This is a genomic window from Thalassotalea fonticola (assembly GCF_032911225.1).
GTDB classification, from domain to species: domain Bacteria; phylum Pseudomonadota; class Gammaproteobacteria; order Enterobacterales; family Alteromonadaceae; genus Thalassotalea_A; species Thalassotalea_A fonticola.
Window position 1 is genome coordinate 4,390,320 of the sequence record NZ_CP136600.1, and the last position, 17,628, is coordinate 4,407,947.

General features: G+C 37.6%; 15 protein-coding genes. 7 read left to right on the forward strand and 8 right to left on the reverse strand.

Annotated features, from left to right (window positions below; translation table 11 throughout):
- The first annotated feature begins 64 nt into the window (after window positions 1-64).
- Window positions 65-739, forward strand: a complete 675-nt coding sequence (locus RI844_RS18065; protein ID WP_348396035.1) for a GAF domain-containing protein — start codon at window positions 65-67, stop codon at window positions 737-739.
- Window positions 740-753: 14 nt separating this feature from the next.
- On the opposite strand, the gene RI844_RS18070 is transcribed toward RI844_RS18065, so the two are convergent.
- From RI844_RS18070 to pdsR, 3 genes are read right to left on the reverse strand one after another with little or no spacing between them, the layout of a single operon-like run.
- Window positions 754-1,329 (reverse strand): SOS response-associated peptidase, encoded by a 576-nt coding sequence (locus RI844_RS18070; RefSeq protein WP_348396036.1) that lies wholly within the window; start codon window positions 1,327-1,329, stop codon window positions 754-756.
- A gap of 12 nt (window positions 1,330-1,341) precedes the next feature.
- Window positions 1,342-3,510, reverse strand: coding sequence for a proteobacterial dedicated sortase system histidine kinase (gene pdsS, locus RI844_RS18075; RefSeq protein WP_348396037.1), 2,169 nt, complete (start codon window positions 3,508-3,510; stop codon window positions 1,342-1,344).
- A gap of 12 nt (window positions 3,511-3,522) precedes the next feature.
- On the reverse strand, window positions 3,523-4,218 hold the full coding sequence (gene pdsR / locus RI844_RS18080; RefSeq protein ID WP_348396038.1) for a proteobacterial dedicated sortase system response regulator: 696 nt from the start codon (window positions 4,216-4,218) through the stop codon (window positions 3,523-3,525).
- A gap of 219 nt (window positions 4,219-4,437) precedes the next feature.
- Between pdsR and pdsO the strand changes: the two genes are divergently transcribed.
- The gene (pdsO, locus tag RI844_RS18085) at window positions 4,438-5,205 is read left to right on the forward strand and encodes a sortase-associated OmpA-like protein PdsO (RefSeq protein ID WP_348396039.1); all 768 of its coding nucleotides are present in this window, start codon (window positions 4,438-4,440) and stop codon (window positions 5,203-5,205) included.
- 245 nt (window positions 5,206-5,450) lie between these two features.
- On the opposite strand, the gene RI844_RS18090 is transcribed toward pdsO, so the two are convergent.
- The 5 genes from RI844_RS18090 to RI844_RS18110 all read right to left on the reverse strand — a co-directional run bounded on the left by RI844_RS18090 (window position 5,451) and on the right by RI844_RS18110 (window position 8,961).
- Window positions 5,451-6,191, reverse strand: coding sequence for a hypothetical protein (locus RI844_RS18090; protein WP_348396040.1), 741 nt, complete (start codon window positions 6,189-6,191; stop codon window positions 5,451-5,453).
- Window positions 6,192-6,310: 119 nt separating this feature from the next.
- Complete coding sequence (locus tag RI844_RS18095) at window positions 6,311-6,715, reverse strand: hypothetical protein (RefSeq protein ID WP_348396041.1); 405 nt, start codon at window positions 6,713-6,715, stop codon at window positions 6,311-6,313.
- Between the two features lie 202 nt (window positions 6,716-6,917).
- Complete coding sequence (locus RI844_RS18100) at window positions 6,918-7,385, reverse strand: hypothetical protein (RefSeq protein ID WP_348396042.1); 468 nt, start codon at window positions 7,383-7,385, stop codon at window positions 6,918-6,920.
- A 71-nt stretch (window positions 7,386-7,456) separates the two neighbouring features.
- A complete protein-coding gene (locus tag RI844_RS18105; protein WP_348396043.1) occupies window positions 7,457-7,831 on the reverse strand; it encodes a DUF805 domain-containing protein in 375 nt (124 codons plus the stop codon).
- 350 nt (window positions 7,832-8,181) lie between these two features.
- Window positions 8,182-8,961, reverse strand: a complete 780-nt coding sequence (locus tag RI844_RS18110) for a tetratricopeptide repeat protein (protein ID WP_348396044.1) — start codon at window positions 8,959-8,961, stop codon at window positions 8,182-8,184.
- A 460-nt stretch (window positions 8,962-9,421) separates the two neighbouring features.
- On the opposite strand from RI844_RS18110, the gene RI844_RS18115 reads away from it, so the two are divergent.
- From RI844_RS18115 to RI844_RS18135, 5 genes are all read left to right on the forward strand, one after another.
- The gene (locus RI844_RS18115) at window positions 9,422-11,641 is read left to right on the forward strand and encodes a marine proteobacterial sortase target protein (protein ID WP_348396045.1); all 2,220 of its coding nucleotides are present in this window, start codon (window positions 9,422-9,424) and stop codon (window positions 11,639-11,641) included.
- Window positions 11,642-11,643: 2 nt separating this feature from the next.
- A complete protein-coding gene (locus tag RI844_RS18120) occupies window positions 11,644-12,399 on the forward strand; it encodes a class GN sortase (protein WP_348396046.1) in 756 nt (251 codons plus the stop codon).
- Between the two features lie 192 nt (window positions 12,400-12,591).
- Window positions 12,592-13,974: an MFS transporter gene (locus RI844_RS18125; protein WP_348396047.1), complete on the forward strand. Its 1,383-nt coding sequence runs from the start codon at window positions 12,592-12,594 to the stop codon at window positions 13,972-13,974.
- Entirely contained in the window at window positions 13,974-16,853 is a 2,880-nt protein-coding gene (locus RI844_RS18130; RefSeq protein WP_348396048.1) for a gluconokinase, GntK/IdnK-type, read from the forward strand. The genes RI844_RS18125 and RI844_RS18130 overlap by 1 nt, the downstream gene beginning before the upstream one ends.
- Complete coding sequence (locus RI844_RS18135) at window positions 16,850-17,614, forward strand: CBM9 family sugar-binding protein (RefSeq protein ID WP_348396049.1); 765 nt, start codon at window positions 16,850-16,852, stop codon at window positions 17,612-17,614. Before RI844_RS18130 ends, RI844_RS18135 begins: the two co-directional genes overlap by 4 nt.
- Window positions 17,615-17,628 lie beyond the last annotated feature (14 nt).

Below are 17,628 nucleotides of genomic sequence, written 5' to 3' on the forward strand. Positions count from 1 at the left end.
TTATTTAGACGTCTATACATCTAAATTGATAATTTATTAACACAGTACATTATAGGTAAAGCAAATGCGCTTATTCGACATCTTAGGGGTTCTTTACGAACCAATTAACAGCCTTGATAATCACGATCATTTGTTAACTTATATCGAACCTGAGTTAAACGCTGATGGCACTTGTCCAATCTATAAGGTTGCTGGTAATAGCTACGACTTAATGCAATACGTTGATAGTGCTGAACAAAAAGCGAACTTGTTAGATTTACTTGCTCGCTTAAATCGTTTGGTGCGCTGGATTCACATTAAATCTGACGTACTGTGGTTTGGTATTTACCTGCGTCACGGTGATAAATTAGTGAAATACGTTTACAACGGTGAAATGAGTAAAGCTGAGTTTGAGATCTCAGAAGAACATTTAGAAAAATCGATTAATACTCGTGTGATCATGGAAAAACAGCAATATTATATTCCCGATGTTGATACTCATGTCGGTCCTTATTACCGTTGTGATGCAAAAGTTAAATCAGAGCTTTGTTGCCCAATATTTGGCCCTGATGGCGATGTGATAGGAATTTTTGATTCTGAAGATCACCGTAAGAATTTCTTTGATGACAAAATTGATTTTATCGGAAATAAAGTCAAACGTGCCATTGAGATTTTTTTAGAAGATCACCCGTATATGACTCATTCTAAAGAGTTTGATATTAATGAAGATAATTACTCAAAAGAAATAAAAGCAAACTAATCAGCGAAACCGATTTAAGATGCGGTTATTTGAAATGGTTGCTCTATTGTAGATAGTAATGGCGCAACTTGGTTTATCTCTTCACTAAACCATTCATTAATTGCATCATCTGCGATTAACAGCGGCATTCTGTTGTGATACTCGGCGCACTGCTCGGTAGGCTTGGTCGTCAGAGTAACTAGCAAAGGCTTATCACCATCTTTAGCTTGATAATAAATTCCTGCCATCAGCAAAGGTGTATTTTCGTTACTCGCAAACTGGAACTTCTGTTTCTTTCCTTGCTCATTAGTTTTCCATTCAAACCAAGTTGAAAAAGGAATGAGGCAGCGCTGTTTTTTAAAAGCTTGTTTAAACGTTGGTTTTTCAGTAATACTTTCAGCTTGACCATTTATTAGTAACTTATTTGCCCATGCTGGTTTGATGCCCCACAGAGCATCCTGCTGTGCCAATTTATCTGCAGTTTTGATAATCGTGCTTACCGTTTGGCTAGGGCATAAATCATTATTATCAACACACGCAAAGGGACTGAGTAAATTACTGGTTACCCAAGTTTCTATCTGTTGCTTATTTATTGAAAAACGTCCACACATAATTACTGTTATCTAAGGTAGTCTCGCTATAGGTAAGGTAAGTATAAACCTTACTCCGCTGTTATCCGCTAAATTTTCAGCAATTATAGAGCCTTCGTGGTGATCACTGATCAATTTACAAATGTATAGACCTATACCTAAATGCGGCTGCTTTTTCTGCTCTTCATTGCGCACCGACACCATGGCATCAAAAATATTGGCCTGCATCTTTTCAGGCAACAAAGCCCCTTTGTTTTCTATCGATAACATTACTTGTTTTTTGCTATTGTCTAGCGCTAAATTTACCTTAATATCATCGCCATTGTTACTGAACTCAACGGCATTTGATATTAACTTGTCAAACAGCTGTGCTATATGCTCATCGCAGCCATTAATAAAAATAGGTTTGCTGGTAATGTTTAAATTGAACTTTTGTTGTTGATAAATTTGTTGATAGCTTTGACCACAGCCTTCAACCAGTGCGGCAAGATCAAATTCATCACTTTCAGATGTTGCCAATGCTTGCTCTAAATGGGTCGCTTCACTCATCGCCATTAACATTGAGTTTAAGCGGTTTATGCCATTTTTAGCACGCTTCATGTAAACCTGGTTATCTTCTGGTAACTGCTGATTTTCCATCATTTCAAGCGACGAACGTACCACAGATATTGGCGTTTTTAACTCGTGCGATAAGCGGGACGACATATGCTGCAGATAGTTATTGTATTGACCAAGTTGACTAATTATATTGGTAAAACTCTTCGATAAATCGCCAATTTCATCGTTTATTTTGGTGCCGGGCAAGTTAGCTTTTATTTTACCTTGCTCATCAACCACAGCTTCGGTTTGATTGCGCAATTTTCGAATACGAAATGACAATCTTAGCGTATAGAGAAATAATGCCGCGACCGATAAATAAATGAAAATACTGGTCAGTAATATACCTTCAACCGCTTTATTACGAATGCTGCGAATACCATGAGTGGTTTCTTCAACAATCACTGCGCCCTTTACTTGATTATCAACATAAATAGGATGTGCCGCAGACAATATAACCGCTTTATTGTCATTGGTTGTCCACCACATTGACGTTAATTTTCCGGTGTTTATTGCCGCCTGAACATGGCGGTTTTTATGGCGACGATTTTCAAACTGTTCAATAGTAAATGTTTTTGGCGGTTTAGTTAAAAAGTATTGATAAAACGGATTTATGATCAAATCTCTTATTTGACTAAACCAAGTATCTTTTTCAAGATAAAAATTATTATCAGACCAATCGCCAGCCGCATTTTGAATATCACCATGTTCAGTTAATAATTGCTGATGTTTATCGACAACTCTGATTTTTGAATGGCTGCGGCCCATTGCTTTAATAATGCTCTCAATTTTTGGTGAAGGCACCGTAAGTGTACCTAAATCATTCGAGTTCTGAGTATCGGCGGTGCCAATTACGATCTTTTGAATTGGTTTTGCGAAAGAGTCAACGTCGGTAATACTAAAGCCGACCTTTTCACCGAGTAATGCTTTTTTAATTCTAAGTTCAACAATATAGCCGTCTTCGGTTAATTGCCACTGGCCTTGTATTGCCGTTTCATTCTGGGGATGTGCATCGATATCTGCAGCAGGCATCTTGAATGCGCTTACCCATCCGGCGCTATGGTTACTGATAACATAGCGAGAGAATTCTTGGTTTTGATCGAGTGTCGCTATTTCAATATGATCATTTTCTACAACCGATAAGGCATTTTTAGGGCGAAATAAAACCTGATCATCAGTGACGTTTAACAACGCATATACATAGTCTTTATATCGACCTATTTGCGAGCTAAAATTTAAACTAATTTCTGCTTCGCTCAGAGTTGAGTTAATTTGGTTAAGGTGATTGTAACGGTTGATACTCTTGGCATTAGCCTGTTCTAGCCAATCATTATCAAGGCCGTCCAGTTTTATTGCTTTATTAATTTGGCTGGGAAAAAAATCTTTGCCTTTCACCAGGGCATCTTTATAGCTGGCCTGATTGTTAAATAAATTTTCGCGCTCGTGTAACGCTGTTGCCAATGCTTTGGCATTGTTCATTAAGGTTTGCTCTTGGCCTTTGCGCAAGTGCTTTTCCATATCCCAAATATAGTTGTAACCTATCATCGGGATAGCCAGTAAAAAGCTGGCAAAAAACATTAATTTTATGGTGATGTTTAAGCGCAAACGTATATTTCCTTATTGCCCGTCATGCCAACGGTATCCCATACCATACACTGTATCGATACAATTAAAGCCGCTATCTTGGGCACTAAACTTTTTTCGAATTCGTTTGATATGAGCGGTAACTGTGTTGTCATCAACAACAATGTTGGCGTCCGTCATTAGTTGCTCTTTATTTTTAACATGACCAGGATTTAGTGCTAAAGAATACACCATCCAAAATTCAGTGATGGTGGTGTTAATTAACTTATTTTGCCAGTGAATACTTAATCGGTCTTTGTTGATACTGAGTTCACCGCGGTCGACTTTATTTTCGACGACAGGTTTATCAATAAATTTAAGGTAGTTTAAAATTGCATGAATGCGGGCACTTAAATTTGCAAAGCTCATGGTTTTACTGACGTAATCATTTGCACCTAAACGTAAGCCGCTAATTAAGTCTGCATCTGAATCGCGTGCGGTTAAAAATATAATCGGTAGCGTGTCAGACTTGTCTCGAAGGTAACGACACAAATCAAAGCCGCCATCATATTCATCTTCCAGGCCAATATCTAAAATGGCTAAATGCGGTAGGGCCAAATCAAACGCATCGAGAGCGGTTTGTTTGTTTTTATAGGTTTGCACCACAAAACCTTGTTTACGCAAGGCATCGGCATAATTTTCTCTGATCGCTTCATCATCTTCAACAATTGCAATTCTTTTGCTCATCATCTCTTTTTCTTAGTTATCGGGATACTTGAAATTAATATATCAATTAAAACCATAAAGTTAAGGATAACAGGCTAATCATCATAATTGGTCATAATTGCGCGCGAAAAGTTCATTTTAGAATAAATAGATTGTCATTTTTATTGGGTTTAATGAAGTCATTGAAAGGCCACGGCTTAACTCGAGACAACTTAACAATTCAATCTAAAAAAGGTAAACATTATGAATAAAACAATGACAGCAGTCGCACTCAGCTCAGCAATACTTACTTCTTCTTTCATCGCATCACAAGCGTATGCGGAGGAAAAAAATATTATTGAACATATTGAAGAAATCCCAACTGAAGAAAAAGTAGGGGTAAGTATTGGTGCCGTTATAGGCGGTATTTTTGGTGGTCCTCCTGGGGCATTTATTACCGCCATTGCTGGCGATTTTATTGCTAAACATATAATCGCTGAAGAAGAAATTGGAGTTTTAGAGTCACAGGTTGAAAAACAACAACTCAGCGCCAGAAACGCTAAAAATAAGCATAACAGTGAAATTAAAAGCCTTGAGATGCAATACCAACAAGAAGTAATGAACATTGCCAACAGCTATGAAAATAGCGAAAAAGCACAAGTCGAAAATATATTAGTTAGCTTGATGTTTAGAACGGGCTCGAGTGTTATAGAACCGCATTATGAGCAGCAAGTACAAGCGCTGGCAAAAGTATTACAACGATCGAAGCACTTAAATATTGATTTATCTGGCTACACCGATAAACAAGGTGATGAACAGCTAAACCTGAAATTAGCTGAGCAGCGCATTGCCAGCGTTAAACAATTATTACTTGATGAAGGTATCGATGAGCAACGAATATTTACTAATGCGTTTGGTGAAATGGCCCCGGTAGATGAAACCATCGCCTCAGAAGTTAACTACTTTGACCGACGTGTAGTTATGAAATTAAAAGTTGATAGTGAGGAGGTGGCCAAACAAGCAAATTTATAATATAACATTTTAAAACTGATAAAATCTCCCGCCAAGTTAAAGCCATTTATCAACAGGTAAATGGCTTTTTTGATTTACCGGTACCTTTACGAAATCAGGAAATGTTCACCGTCATCCTCGAGGAGCTCAAGCGACATCGGGGACCTCATTAAACGTATTGTGAATATAAAAATATCGACTTCCTGAACTTGTTTCAGGATCTTCAATAGGTCGGCTTAGTGCCATTTTCTGCCGTTCACTAATTATCAATCTTTTATGGTTATACGTTTATAGGCAAGTGAAAGGATGGCAACGTTAAATATTCCTATAAAAGTGAATACTATCCAGTCAATTAAAATTAATGTGATAGAGTCAACATGAAAGAATTTCATAGAGAGAAGATATAATCCTTCCCAAATCAAAGCCATTATAAACATAGTCAAAAACAAGCTTGTTCTATGCCCTTTAGATAATCTAAGAGCATGAGTAAAATCAATTTCATTTTTAATTGCTATGTGCGGAAGAACAAGGCCACCAAATGATAACAGTACAATAAAAAATACCTCAATTACAAAATTACAGGTTAGAAAAATAACTCTAAGCACTTCATCAGAATAACCTGTTAATGAGAGTTTCCAATCACTTAAAGCCCAGTCTCCAATAAAAGGTAATATGTATAGAACAGCTATAGCCCAAATGTATTTCCATTCTTTAACGCTAGGTTTAACGCCGAACTTAGACTGCTCAATTGACATGGCTAGAATCAAAATTTGGTGAATAACAACAGCTATGTTTGCGTAGATAAAAAATATGAAAAAGCTGGTTGCCAAATACAACAATCCAAGTAAGGATTTTCCATTTGGTAAATGGTCAGGAAGAAGAAGTAACTCAAAACTAGCTAAAAGTATTAATGGTATTAATAAACATCTGAACAATGAATTTCTATGGGTACTTAGAAGGTTAATCGTATCAGCTAAAATTAACTTATTATTTAGGAGTTGTATCACTGAAATCCCTTTCTATATATTCCGCTTGTCGCTCTTCAGAGACATTAAACTTTTCAACTAGTTACGTCAGCCGCGAGTGACTTTGGAGTACCATTCTCAGCCATTCATTGTCACCTTAATCACTTGTTAGATTTTTTGTTTATTAGCATTCTAGATTGATAATAAACATAAGTAGCATACAGTGGAGGGATGAGCACAAATAATTTTAAATTTATAATTGAAGGGAGTGTTATAAGCCACAAATACCCAATTAAAATGGCATTATATTTACTTGTTGTTTCTACTTTTAGTAATCCTATAAACGCAACAATGTATAAAAACACCAAAAAAAATAAACGATGAAAAGTATCATCATACCCATCTTTAACTTTCATTTTAAAATTTTCAATTATTGTTACACCTTCTGGAAGGCCTGATAATAAAAGAATATATACAGTCCCTAACAGCCCTAGTAAACATATAAAATAAATAACAGATACGTACTTATTGGGGTTTAAATCACTAAGCTGTTTAAATAGTGTCAAGTTAATTACTCCATAGAAATACAACAAATTTGAGTGGCGTTTAAGTTGGCTAAAACATTGATCTGAGCGAAAGCCACCACAGTCCATTTATCGCTCGCAGCGGTCGGTCACCACTTCATTCTTTTAATCAATAACTTACGCTAGTTCTCTGACCTACGCAAATGCCGCTATAAAGGTTTATATGGGGGAAAGGCATAGTGAACTAAAAATCGTAACTAACCTGAAGACCAATACCTTCAGAAGTAGTTGGTGAAAATTTGAGTTCATCAGGTTTACCTTTAAAGGCCAGTTCCGCCCCTAGAACTAATATCGTACTCCCCCAAAACATTTTCAGATTATCTTGCCTTGAATTAATTGATGGTGCAGGAGAAATATTGACATGATACTGGTTCGTAACTGTCATCGCCGTAGAAGCTGCAAACATTGATTTACCGAAAGGTTTTTCAATGTTGTTAATTGAACTGAGCATTGCAACCATATAAAAGTATCGTGCGTTTTCTGGCTCTCTTCCCGCCTCATGTATCATCCAGTTAGTGGCGGCAAGAGCAAAAAGCATTACTGGCCAGTTACCTTCATGGTGATTTTTTATTTCCACTTCATCTTCACTTGCATTGGCCGAGAATACAGAGGATGAGATAAGTAACAGGATTAAAATTGAATTTATGCCCATAATATCCCTTTAATGCAACTAATTTTATTTTTATATGACGTATCAATATGGTTAACAAATTACCACTGCGCTCATCGGAGACATTCAGTTTTCCAATCAGTTACATCAATCATGAGCGTCTCTGGTGTAGCCTTACTCTTTAAAGAACATAAAAACCAAAGAATTAAGTAACCCAAAATAGGGATAAGAGCAATAAGCTGCCACCAGCCACTACGCCCTATATCATGAAGTCGTCTCGTTGTAATACTAAACATTGGAATTGTAATTCCTAATATAAAAGCTACATAGATATAGATAGAAAAAAGTGCTTTACCTGTATACCCTTCAATAAAGCCAACCAAAAACAGAATAAAGTGGTTAGTTAAGTAAAAAGTCCAAAATGCCTTTCTGCTTGTTGTGCCTTTAAAGTTAGCATAGTTCTGTAATGCTAAAACGTAATATGTCATTTATTGCATCTCGTGCTGATGTATTAAAACTAACAACTTATTTAAAAGGCCATCGGCATTTGAAGTGTAAAAAATGCAGGTGTTGAATAAATTACTACTAGAACCAATGACCGTTGCTAGCTCTATGTAGAATAACTACTTTTAGTTTTGAGTCTATTTAATGTATGTTGATTTTTTATTAATTATTTATCTAATAACAGATATATGAGGAATGTGATCTTTTATTGAGTTTTCTTACTAAGTTATTCGAGCAATAAACGACCGTTCATCGCTCCATAGACCTTAGCCTTTTCAAATGCTTAAGGTCAAATTTATGGCAAAATTTGCTTTGTTAAAATTCATTATAGGCCTTACTCTATACACTCAGCCATTTTTCGACAAAGCTGAGCATACTCATCTTTTGCTGAGGAAACCCCTTGCTTTTTAGCCATTTTAAACCAATATAAAGCTCGTTTAAAGTTCACATCTACAGCCTCCCCATCACGATACATTTGGGCTAAACTTATTTGTGCATATGGGTTGCCTTTTTCAGCTGCTTGTTCAAATAAACGAAAAGCTTCCTTCCAATCTTTTTCGTATCCCATATTTCCTTGATAATAAGAAATTGCTAATTGGTTCTCTTGAGTACCAATTCGATTTTTTTGTTCTTTAATTAGATTCTGTTTAGGCTTGGGAATAATTATACCGCCGTATAAATGCATGCCATCATTCGAACGTCCGACTTCATTAACTCCGCCATTGAGCCAAAGCGTTTCAAGTCGCGATTTAGATATTTTTAATATTTCTTTTGAAAAGAATTTGTGAATGAGGAGTTTATCTGAACGAATCCCTGTAATCGCATCATTTACTCTAAAATATATATAGTTACTCACTTTTAAATAAACATTTTTTTCATCAACAGATTCTACTTGAGTGATCATATATTTTTCACGTAGGCGATTTTGATTATTTAACACCTCTTTATCAATAATATAAACATCATTGAGCAGTGGGTTTTTTATTTGATTATGCTCTAATTCTTGCTGTGCTTGGTAATATTTTATTCCTGCAAAAAGTAGAGAGGCTATTAATACTGGTAATAATAGAATTAGCTTTTTGTGTTTAAAATAAACCTTTTTGAACTCAATCATTTTTTATCCCGATAGATTATCTTTTTATTGTTTTAAATGGCGAAGGTGATGGTTGACGTTGCGGTATTATTTAGCCACATTATTGATGTCAGATTTTTGCACTGAGCGAGCGTTAGCGGCCACTAAAAAATTTTGATTTTACAATAACATCATGTCCCGTATGTTTACAAATGATTAAGGTTGTCGGAGGTAGCTTTGAGTGATTTAGAGCCCCCCAGTATATATTAAAAATACACCGTTATATAAAAGAATAAGCTTCAAAATAACTTCTCAACTTCAGCTCATGGTTGTGGCTTCAATTGATGAATGCAATCAAGAGAGCAACAGCTAACGCCAATTCAGTCAAAATATTGCACTAGTCATAATTGATCAGTATTCATAATAGTACTTTCACATTTAACTATCTCTAAGGTCATAAAGTTTCGCTTAAATAGGGCATATAACTCTATGGAGAAACGTTATGACACCTAAACCCTCATTCAAATTTTACTTAACGAGTTCAGCACTCTGGTTCACCTATCTTGTTGTTGGCTTTATGCTCGTTAGCAGCTTTATTGTTTATGCAAATACAACCCCTAATTCGAGTCCAAGCTCTACCCAATATTCAGAAAAGATTGATTATAACGCTGTTGAATCGGGCAGTTTATTTCTAAAGAGCGAGCAAGGAATAGCGCATTCGTTAGTGACTGAAAGTGACTATAACGTGGATGTGAATGCGATGATGGCGAGAGTTGTTCTCACTCAAAGTTTTATTAATACCTCGACCGATTGGGTCGAAGGAATTTATGTGTTTCCTTTAACCGAAGGTGCTGCTGTAGATGATATGGAAATGTGGATTGGTGAGCGTTTTATCAAAGCAGAAATACAGGAGCGCAAACAAGCGAAAAAAACCTATGAAAAGGCTAAAAAGGCTGGCAAGAAAGCCAGCTTAGTCGAACAGGAACGGCCTAATATGTTTACTACATCGGTAGCCAATATACCGCCTGGTGAAGAAATTAAGATTAAAATCAGTTATTTACAGCAAGTGCCGTTACTTGCCAATACTTTTAGCTTACGTCTGCCGTTAACGATAACTCCAAGGTACATTCCACAAGAATTCAGTGAAGCAAAGTTGAATTATGAGCACGAGCAAACGGCAAAACAGTTAAAACAACAAACAAAGCCGATAGATATTAACCAAGGTGTTGGTTGGTCAGTGAATACCTTTACCGTACCTGATGCATCGCGCATTACGCCTTTTCAAGTGCCTGAACATTTAGGCCAACAGGCATCTATTACAGTTAATTTAAATATTGGTTTACCATTGGCAGGAGTGAACAGCGATTATCACCAAATAAATCACTCAGCAAGCAACCAAACTCACAAAATTTCACTAACCAATACCAGTGTAACTATGAATCGTGATTTTGTTTTAAATTGGACGATTAAAGAAAGCGCCAGACCACAAGCTGCCTACTTTAAAGAAAGCAAACAAGGCTATGATTATGGTCTCTTTATGATCACCCCGCCAACGGCGCCACAAACAAGCATAACTATTGCAAAAGAGATGATTTACATTATTGATACTTCGGGTTCTATGGGCGGCGTTGCAATTGAACAAGCCAAGCAAGCATTAGATTTTGCCGTTAAGCAACTTTCACCAATGGATAAATTTAATATTATTGAATTCAATTCAACTTTTACTACCTTGTTTAACCATTCAAAGTTAGCTAATAGCGACGCAGTTAATGCCGGGGTTCATTGGGTAAACAACTTAAAAGCAAACGGTGGCACTGAAATGGTAGCGGCATTAAAAGCCGCAACGGGTGAACAATCAGAGTCAGGCTATATTAGGCAAATTGTCTTTATTACCGACGGCAGTGTTGGCAACGAAGCGCAATTATTTCGGATCATTAAAACCAACCTATATGACTCTAGGTTACATACCGTTGGCATTGGTAGTGCACCAAATAGCCACTTTATGGAGCGTGCAGCAGAGCTTGGGCGCGGGTCTTTTAGTTACATAGGTAATGTTGGCGAAGTACAGCAAAAAATGAGCGAACTGTTTAATCGCATAGCTCAACCAATGCTTACCGACATCAATATTAGCTGGCCAAGTGAACAGGTTGAGTTATTACCGAGTAAAATTCCTGACTTATACGCCACAGAGCCATTAATTATAAGCGCCCGTTGGCCGTCAGGCTCTTTGTTAAATAATACTGCAGAAATGACCGTGAGTGGTGAAATTAACCAGCAACTTTGGCTACAAGACATGCCGGTAAATAATGCCATGCAACAATCAGGAATTGCCACTTGGTGGGCAAGGCAAAAAATTAAGCACCTTACTTATGAGCTGTACGACAGCAATGACAAAGTAGAACAGCAAGAATACATAAATAAAATTACCAATATAGCGATTAAAAATCGTTTGTTGTCAAAATACACCAGCTTTGTTGCCGTTGAAAAAACGCCGAGTAGGAAACTTGCTGATATTTTAAAAAAACGCCCTGTGCCCAATGCCATGCCAAAAGGCTCGACGCAAAAAATTCCATTAGCGCAAACTGCAACCAATGCCAATGCATTATTTAAGGTTGGCTTATTAATGATATTAATAACGGCCCTGTGTATGTTAGCAGCGCGAACTAAACGGCAATACCATCAATTAGCCCTAGAAAATAACAAACAAAAAATTAAGGAATAATGATGACTCATATTAAATTTATTCCTGTTACCGATTTATCGAAAATAAGCTGCAATGCCTCTGAGCCGATTCGGGCTGAAATGAAAAAAATAGATAAGCAACAAAAGCAAGATCCGAAAAGCGCAATTAAATTTTTGAAAGTAATGTCCGCATTAATTGCGTTAGCTTGTATCGGCAGTGCATCTTATATTCATATCAAAGCGTATACCGCGCAATACTTATTAAGCCAAGCTTGGCAGCAAAGTAGCGCTGACAATCTTGAAAAACCATGGCCTTGGTTTGATAGCAACCCGGTGGCAAAAATTCACTTTCCTACCTTAGGGAATGAACAAATTGTCTTAGCTGGAGATTCAGGACAAGCATTGGCATTTGGTCCAGGATTAAGCCACTTAAGTGTAAAACCTGGAGAGGAGGGGACATTAGTTATCTCAGGACACAGAGATACTCACTTTAGTCATTTGCAATACTTAAATCCAACAGAAGAAGTGGTGCTTGAAAGCATATCTGGAGAGCGGCATTTATATAAAATAAATAAAATCAGCATTGTTAATGTCAATAAAGATGACATCACTCAAACAGATTTTGAGCGTTTATTACTGGTAACCTGCTTTCCCTTTGATAGTGATGTAGCTGACACACCGCTAAGGTATGTTATTGAAGCACTCCCCGTTGCTATTACTGAACCAACCACGTTAATTGCTAAGCAAGGGCATGTACCTGTGAAAAAATATGGCAAGAATATGGCGCTAACGTTTTAGCTTGTCTTTGCAAGGTTTAAAAATTTTAAGGCCCATCATGTTTATGGGCTTTAAGTTTTCTAGGAGAAAACAGAACACACCGTTATTTAATTTAACGGGCAATATTTACAAGCTGTAAATTAATTGTTAACTTATATGTAAGCGCTTACATTTTTATGTTGAAAATGAACTTGAAACATTAGTGAACCAATAATGAAACAGCAAACAATGAAACAACAAAATAATAAGTTTTCAATAAAAGAAAGTGCGGGGTATGCCTGCGGCGATGTTGCGTCCAATTTCTATTGGCGCGTCTTTGACGTATTCCTTTTCATTTTCTATACCGATGTATTTGGCCTATCTGCTGGTGCAGTAGGTACGATGATGCTGGTTACTCGATTAATTGACGCATTTTCAGACCCGTTAATGGGCGCGGTTGCTGACCGAACGAAAACTCGCTGGGGAAAGTTCAGACCGTACTTGCTCTGGGGGATTATCCCAATTGTAGCCGCAGGGGTTTTAACCTTTACTGTTCCAGATCTTGATGACAGTGGTAAATTGGTTTGGGCTTACGCTACGTATATATTTATGATGTTGGCGTACACTTTTATTAATGTACCCTATGGTGCTTTGCTTGGCGTGATTACTGGTGATAGCCAGCAGCGAACTTTGTTAACCAGCTTTCGCTTTATTGGCGCGTTTTCCGGGGGCAGCTTAGTTGCATATTTAACCCCTGAACTGGTGAACTTTTATGGCGGTGATGATCAAGTCTTAGGCTGGCAATTAACCATGTTTACTTATGGCATTATTGCTGCAGTATTATTTTTTATTAGTTTTATAACAACCACTGAGCGTATTCAACCAGTAGCCTCAAAGAGCACTCCGGTGCTACAGGACATTAAAGATTTATTTGATAATAAACCTTGGCTAATTTTATTTTCGTTAGCGTTGATCATTATGATGACCATCACTTTACGTGGCAGCTCCGGCACGTTTTATTTTAAGTACTTTGTTGAACGAGAAGACTTAATTGGCAGTTTCAGTTTAGCGTATATGTTATCACTTGCTGTTGGCGCTGCGAGTACACCATTACTGACAAAGCTTTGTGATAAAAAAACATTACTTTTCATCTTGATGATAGCGGTAACAATATTGTCGACGCTATTTTATTTTGTTTCTAAAGAACAGCTTTGGCTTATATTTGCTCTACAAATTGCCATTGGTTTTTGTTTAGGGCCCAAGTCGCCATTAGTATTTTCAATGTATGCCGATACCGCCGACTTTTCTGAATGGAAAACCGGTAGACGGGCGACAGCCATGATCTTTTCTGCAGCAGCATTTGCGCAAAAGTTAGGTGGGGCGTTAGCTGGCGCTATGATGGGCTGGCTACTTGCCAGCTTAGGTTATGTTGCCAATCAAACCCAGTCAATGGAATCACAACACGGTATTGTATTACTGATGACACTTTTACCGGCCATTTTTGCATTGCTCTCAGTGTTTGTGATCCGCTTTTATCCGTTAAATGATAGTAAAGTTGTTGCTATTCAAGACAAGCTAAACATGCAAAAGCTTGTACAAGAAAGAGCTAGCCAGTAATGAATAAATTGATAAATGAGCTGGTTAATGTTGCTCAAAGCGAACAAAGATTAAAATTGTATAGCCCAACAAAAATGCCGGAGGCGGGCAGTTTTTTGTGGAATAAACACATGATGGTGCAGTTTAACTGTCGCGGTTATGCTGTAGGGCAGTTTATGCAACCAGAGCCAAGTAAATACGCTTATGCACCTAACCTGGAAGCAAAAACCTTTATGCAACCAGAGCATGCCTATTATGCTAATCATCCAGGTCGATTTTTTTATGTAAAAGATGAGGATAGCGGAAAAGTTTTTTCTGCGCCCTATGAGCCAACAAAAGCCTCACTGGATTATTTTTGCTTTTCTCCAGGTCAAAATAATATTAGTTGGCAGATTGAAGCGCTAAAAATTCTCGTAAACATTACCGTAAGCCTCAGCGATTCTGATGCTATTGAAATGTGGGAGCTCAAAGTCACTAATTTAGACAACAAACCACGCAATATCAGTATTTATCCTTACTTTACTATTGGCTATATGTCGTGGATGAACCAGTCGGCTGATTTTATCCCTGAGTTAAATGCCATCGTGGCAACCTGTATAAGCCCTTATCAAAAAGTTGAAGAATATTTTGAACGCGCCAATTTAAAAGATAAAACTTACTTTTTAGCTGATACAGTGCCAACTTCATGGTGTTGTAACCAAAAAGTGTTTGAGGGTAACAATGATATTTCATCACCAGACGGCATACACGAAGCAACACTGGAACAAATCAATTCATTGTATGAAGTGCCGGCTGCGGTGATGCAATATCAACAGTGTTTTCAGGCTAAACAAAGCAAAAGTTATCGCTTTTTATTTGGTCCCGCGCGAGATAATCAACAGATCGCTGAGATAAAACAAAAATACTTCGCTAATGCAGCAGGCTTTGAGCAAGAAAAATCTTCTTACCAACACTATATAAAGCAAAGTAGTGGCCCAATAAATATAGAATCAGGCGATGACGTTTTTGATCAATTTGTTAATCATTGGCTGCCTAGGCAAGTGTTTTATCATGGTGATGTGAACCGCTTAACGACCGATCCGCAAACTCGTAATTACTTGCAAGATAATTTGGGCATGAGTTATATCGCCCCTAAGAAAGCCAGGCAGGCTTTTATTACAGCGCTAAGTCAGCAAGATAGTAATGGCGAAATGCCAGATGGTATTCTAATTCATCCTGATGCGTCGTTAAAATACATTAATCAAGTACCTCATACTGACCACTGTGTTTGGTTGCCTATATGTTTGCAAGCCTATTTAAATGAAACCAATGACATTGCTTTACTCGATGAATTAATCGCTTTTAGTGATACCTCAAATAAACAAACGGTAAAGCAGCATATCGAACTTGCCTTAGATTGGTTAATTGGCGCTCGTGATGAACGAGGGCTCAGTTATATTGCTCAGGGGGATTGGTGCGATCCAATGAATATGGTGGGCTATAAAGGCAAAGGGGTGTCTACTTGGTTAACACTGGCAAGTGCATACGCGATAAATATTTGGTTGGAAATTTGTGATAGCTACAACATCACCGTTAACAGCAAATACAGAAGCTTTGCTGAGCATTTAAATCATGCCGTGAATAAACATTGCTGGGATGAGCAATGGTACAGTCGTGGCATTACCGATGATAATGTCAGTTTTGGTGTTGCCAATGATGACGAAGGCCGAATATTCTTAAATCCGCAAAGTTGGGCAATACTTTCAGGGGCGGCCTCACCTGAACAGCAAAGAAAATTGCTTGCACAAATAGAACTACAGCTTGAAACACCCTACGGCACTATGATGTTAGCGCCAAGTTACACTAAAATGCGCGAAGACGTTGGCAGAGTCACCCAAAAATTTCCCGGTACCGCAGAAAATGGTTCTATCTATAACCATGCCGCCATTTTCTACGCCTTTAGCTTATTCAAAATTGGCAAAGGTGAAAAAGCCTTCGAGGTAATGCGCAAAATGCTGCCCGATGATGATTTTATCAAACGCGGGCAATTGCCGAATTTTATCCCTAACTATTATCGAGGTGCTTACTACCAACACCCTAGAACTGCAGGTCGTTCCAGTCAGTTATTTAATACCGGTACGGTTTCTTGGTTTTATCGCTGTGTGATTGAGGGCATCGCTGGGTTAACTGGTGATAAAGGTGAGTTAGTTATTAACCCACAATTACCGAAACAATGGTCAAATTTAACTGTTGCTCGTGAGTTTAATGGTGCTACTTTTAATGTTGAAATATGCAAAACAAAGAAAGTTACTCAACAAAAAATACTGCTAGATGGCAATGAGGAAGACTCTGATCGTATTACTAATATAATTGCTGGCAAACATTATCAAGTAGAAGTATTACTACCAGCTTTACCTGAATTGATCATTATCATGGGCGTTAGTGGCTGTGGGAAATCAACAGTCGCAAAACAACTTAGCCAGCAATTTAACTATCAATACATTGAAGCTGATGATTTTCATTCTAAAGAGTCTATCGATATGATGGCTAAAGGTATTCCTTTAACTGATAAAGAGCGTGCGCCATGGATCGCAGCTATATGCACTCAATTAAACTCAGCTATGGCTGAGCAGCAAGATTGTGTTCTTGCTTATTCAGGACTGCGCGCTGAGCATAGAGATAAATTCAGACAGCTTGGCTTTAACCTGTGTTTTGTATACTTGCAAGTAGAGCAAAAAGAGCTTGAGTCTAGACTTGCATTAAGAACATCGCATTTCTTTGACGCGAAACTATTAGCAAGCCAATTTTCTGCCTTGCAGCTTCCAGAAGATGAGTCTGATGTTTATTTAGTTGACGCCAATCAACCACAATCTAATGTTTTAAAACAAATTATTGCTCACCATAAAAAGGAAGGTCAATGAGCCATTTACCACAGTTAACACAAAAGATCCTGTTGAGTTGTTTATTAGTTTCTACGTTATGTCTTGCCGATGAAAATATAATCGCCGTGAATAAAGCGGAGGTTGCAATCGATATTGATGGAAAAGCTACTGAACAAGTTTGGAATAACGCACAATGGTTACCCATCGATAAACACATTGTCGGTGAATATCCGAGTAGTGATGATTTTTCAGGGCGCTATAAATTGCTTTGGGACGAAGATTATTTATACCTTATGGCAGAAATAAATGACGATGTATTATTCGATCAATATGCCAACCCTACAGAAAAATATTGGGATGACGACAGCTTAGAGGTTTTCATTGATGAAGATGCATCTGGTGGCATGCATCGATTTAGTTTTAATGCCTTTGCCTATCATGTGGCATTAGACAATCAATCGGCGGACATAGGCCCAAATAAAGCCGATGGTAGTAGCAATTTTATTTTGCTAAACGACCATGTTAAAAGCCAATGGCGTCGAGATGCAAATTCGCCATATTCAATAACATGGGAGTTAGCGATTAAATTATATGATGATAGCTTCACTCTAAAAGGTACACATATGCCAGTTAAGCTAACTAAAGGCAAAGTCATCGGTTTTATGCTGGCTTACTGTGATAATGATGGCAGTAGTGAGCGTGAACACTTTATTGGTTCCCATGATATAAAACCTAAAGATGGTGATAAAAACTTAGGTTATATTGATGCAGGAGTATTTGGAAAAATTAAACTGCAATAAACGTTTATTGGTAT

Bases quoted from the DNA above. Each gene is read 5' to 3' on its own strand.
- RI844_RS18125 (WP_348396047.1), top strand. From the start codon at position 12,592: ATGAAACAGCAAACAATGAAACAACAAAATAATAAGTTTTCAATAAAA.
- RI844_RS18130 (WP_348396048.1), top strand. From the start codon at position 13,974: ATGAATAAATTGATAAATGAGCTGGTTAATGTTGCTCAAAGCGAACAA.
- RI844_RS18115 (WP_348396045.1), top strand. From the start codon at position 9,422: ATGACACCTAAACCCTCATTCAAATTTTACTTAACGAGTTCAGCACTC.
- RI844_RS18065 (WP_348396035.1), top strand. From the start codon at position 65: ATGCGCTTATTCGACATCTTAGGGGTTCTTTACGAACCAATTAACAGC.
- pdsO (WP_348396039.1), top strand. From the start codon at position 4,438: ATGAATAAAACAATGACAGCAGTCGCACTCAGCTCAGCAATACTTACT.
- RI844_RS18100 (WP_348396042.1), bottom strand. From the start codon at position 7,385: ATGGGCATAAATTCAATTTTAATCCTGTTACTTATCTCATCCTCTGTA.
- pdsR (WP_348396038.1), bottom strand. From the start codon at position 4,218: ATGATGAGCAAAAGAATTGCAATTGTTGAAGATGATGAAGCGATCAGA.
- RI844_RS18105 (WP_348396043.1), bottom strand. From the start codon at position 7,831: ATGACATATTACGTTTTAGCATTACAGAACTATGCTAACTTTAAAGGC.
- RI844_RS18135 (WP_348396049.1), top strand. From the start codon at position 16,850: ATGAGCCATTTACCACAGTTAACACAAAAGATCCTGTTGAGTTGTTTA.
- RI844_RS18120 (WP_348396046.1), top strand. From the start codon at position 11,644: ATGACTCATATTAAATTTATTCCTGTTACCGATTTATCGAAAATAAGC.
- RI844_RS18070 (WP_348396036.1), bottom strand. From the start codon at position 1,329: ATGTGTGGACGTTTTTCAATAAATAAGCAACAGATAGAAACTTGGGTA.
- RI844_RS18110 (WP_348396044.1), bottom strand. From the start codon at position 8,961: ATGATTGAGTTCAAAAAGGTTTATTTTAAACACAAAAAGCTAATTCTA.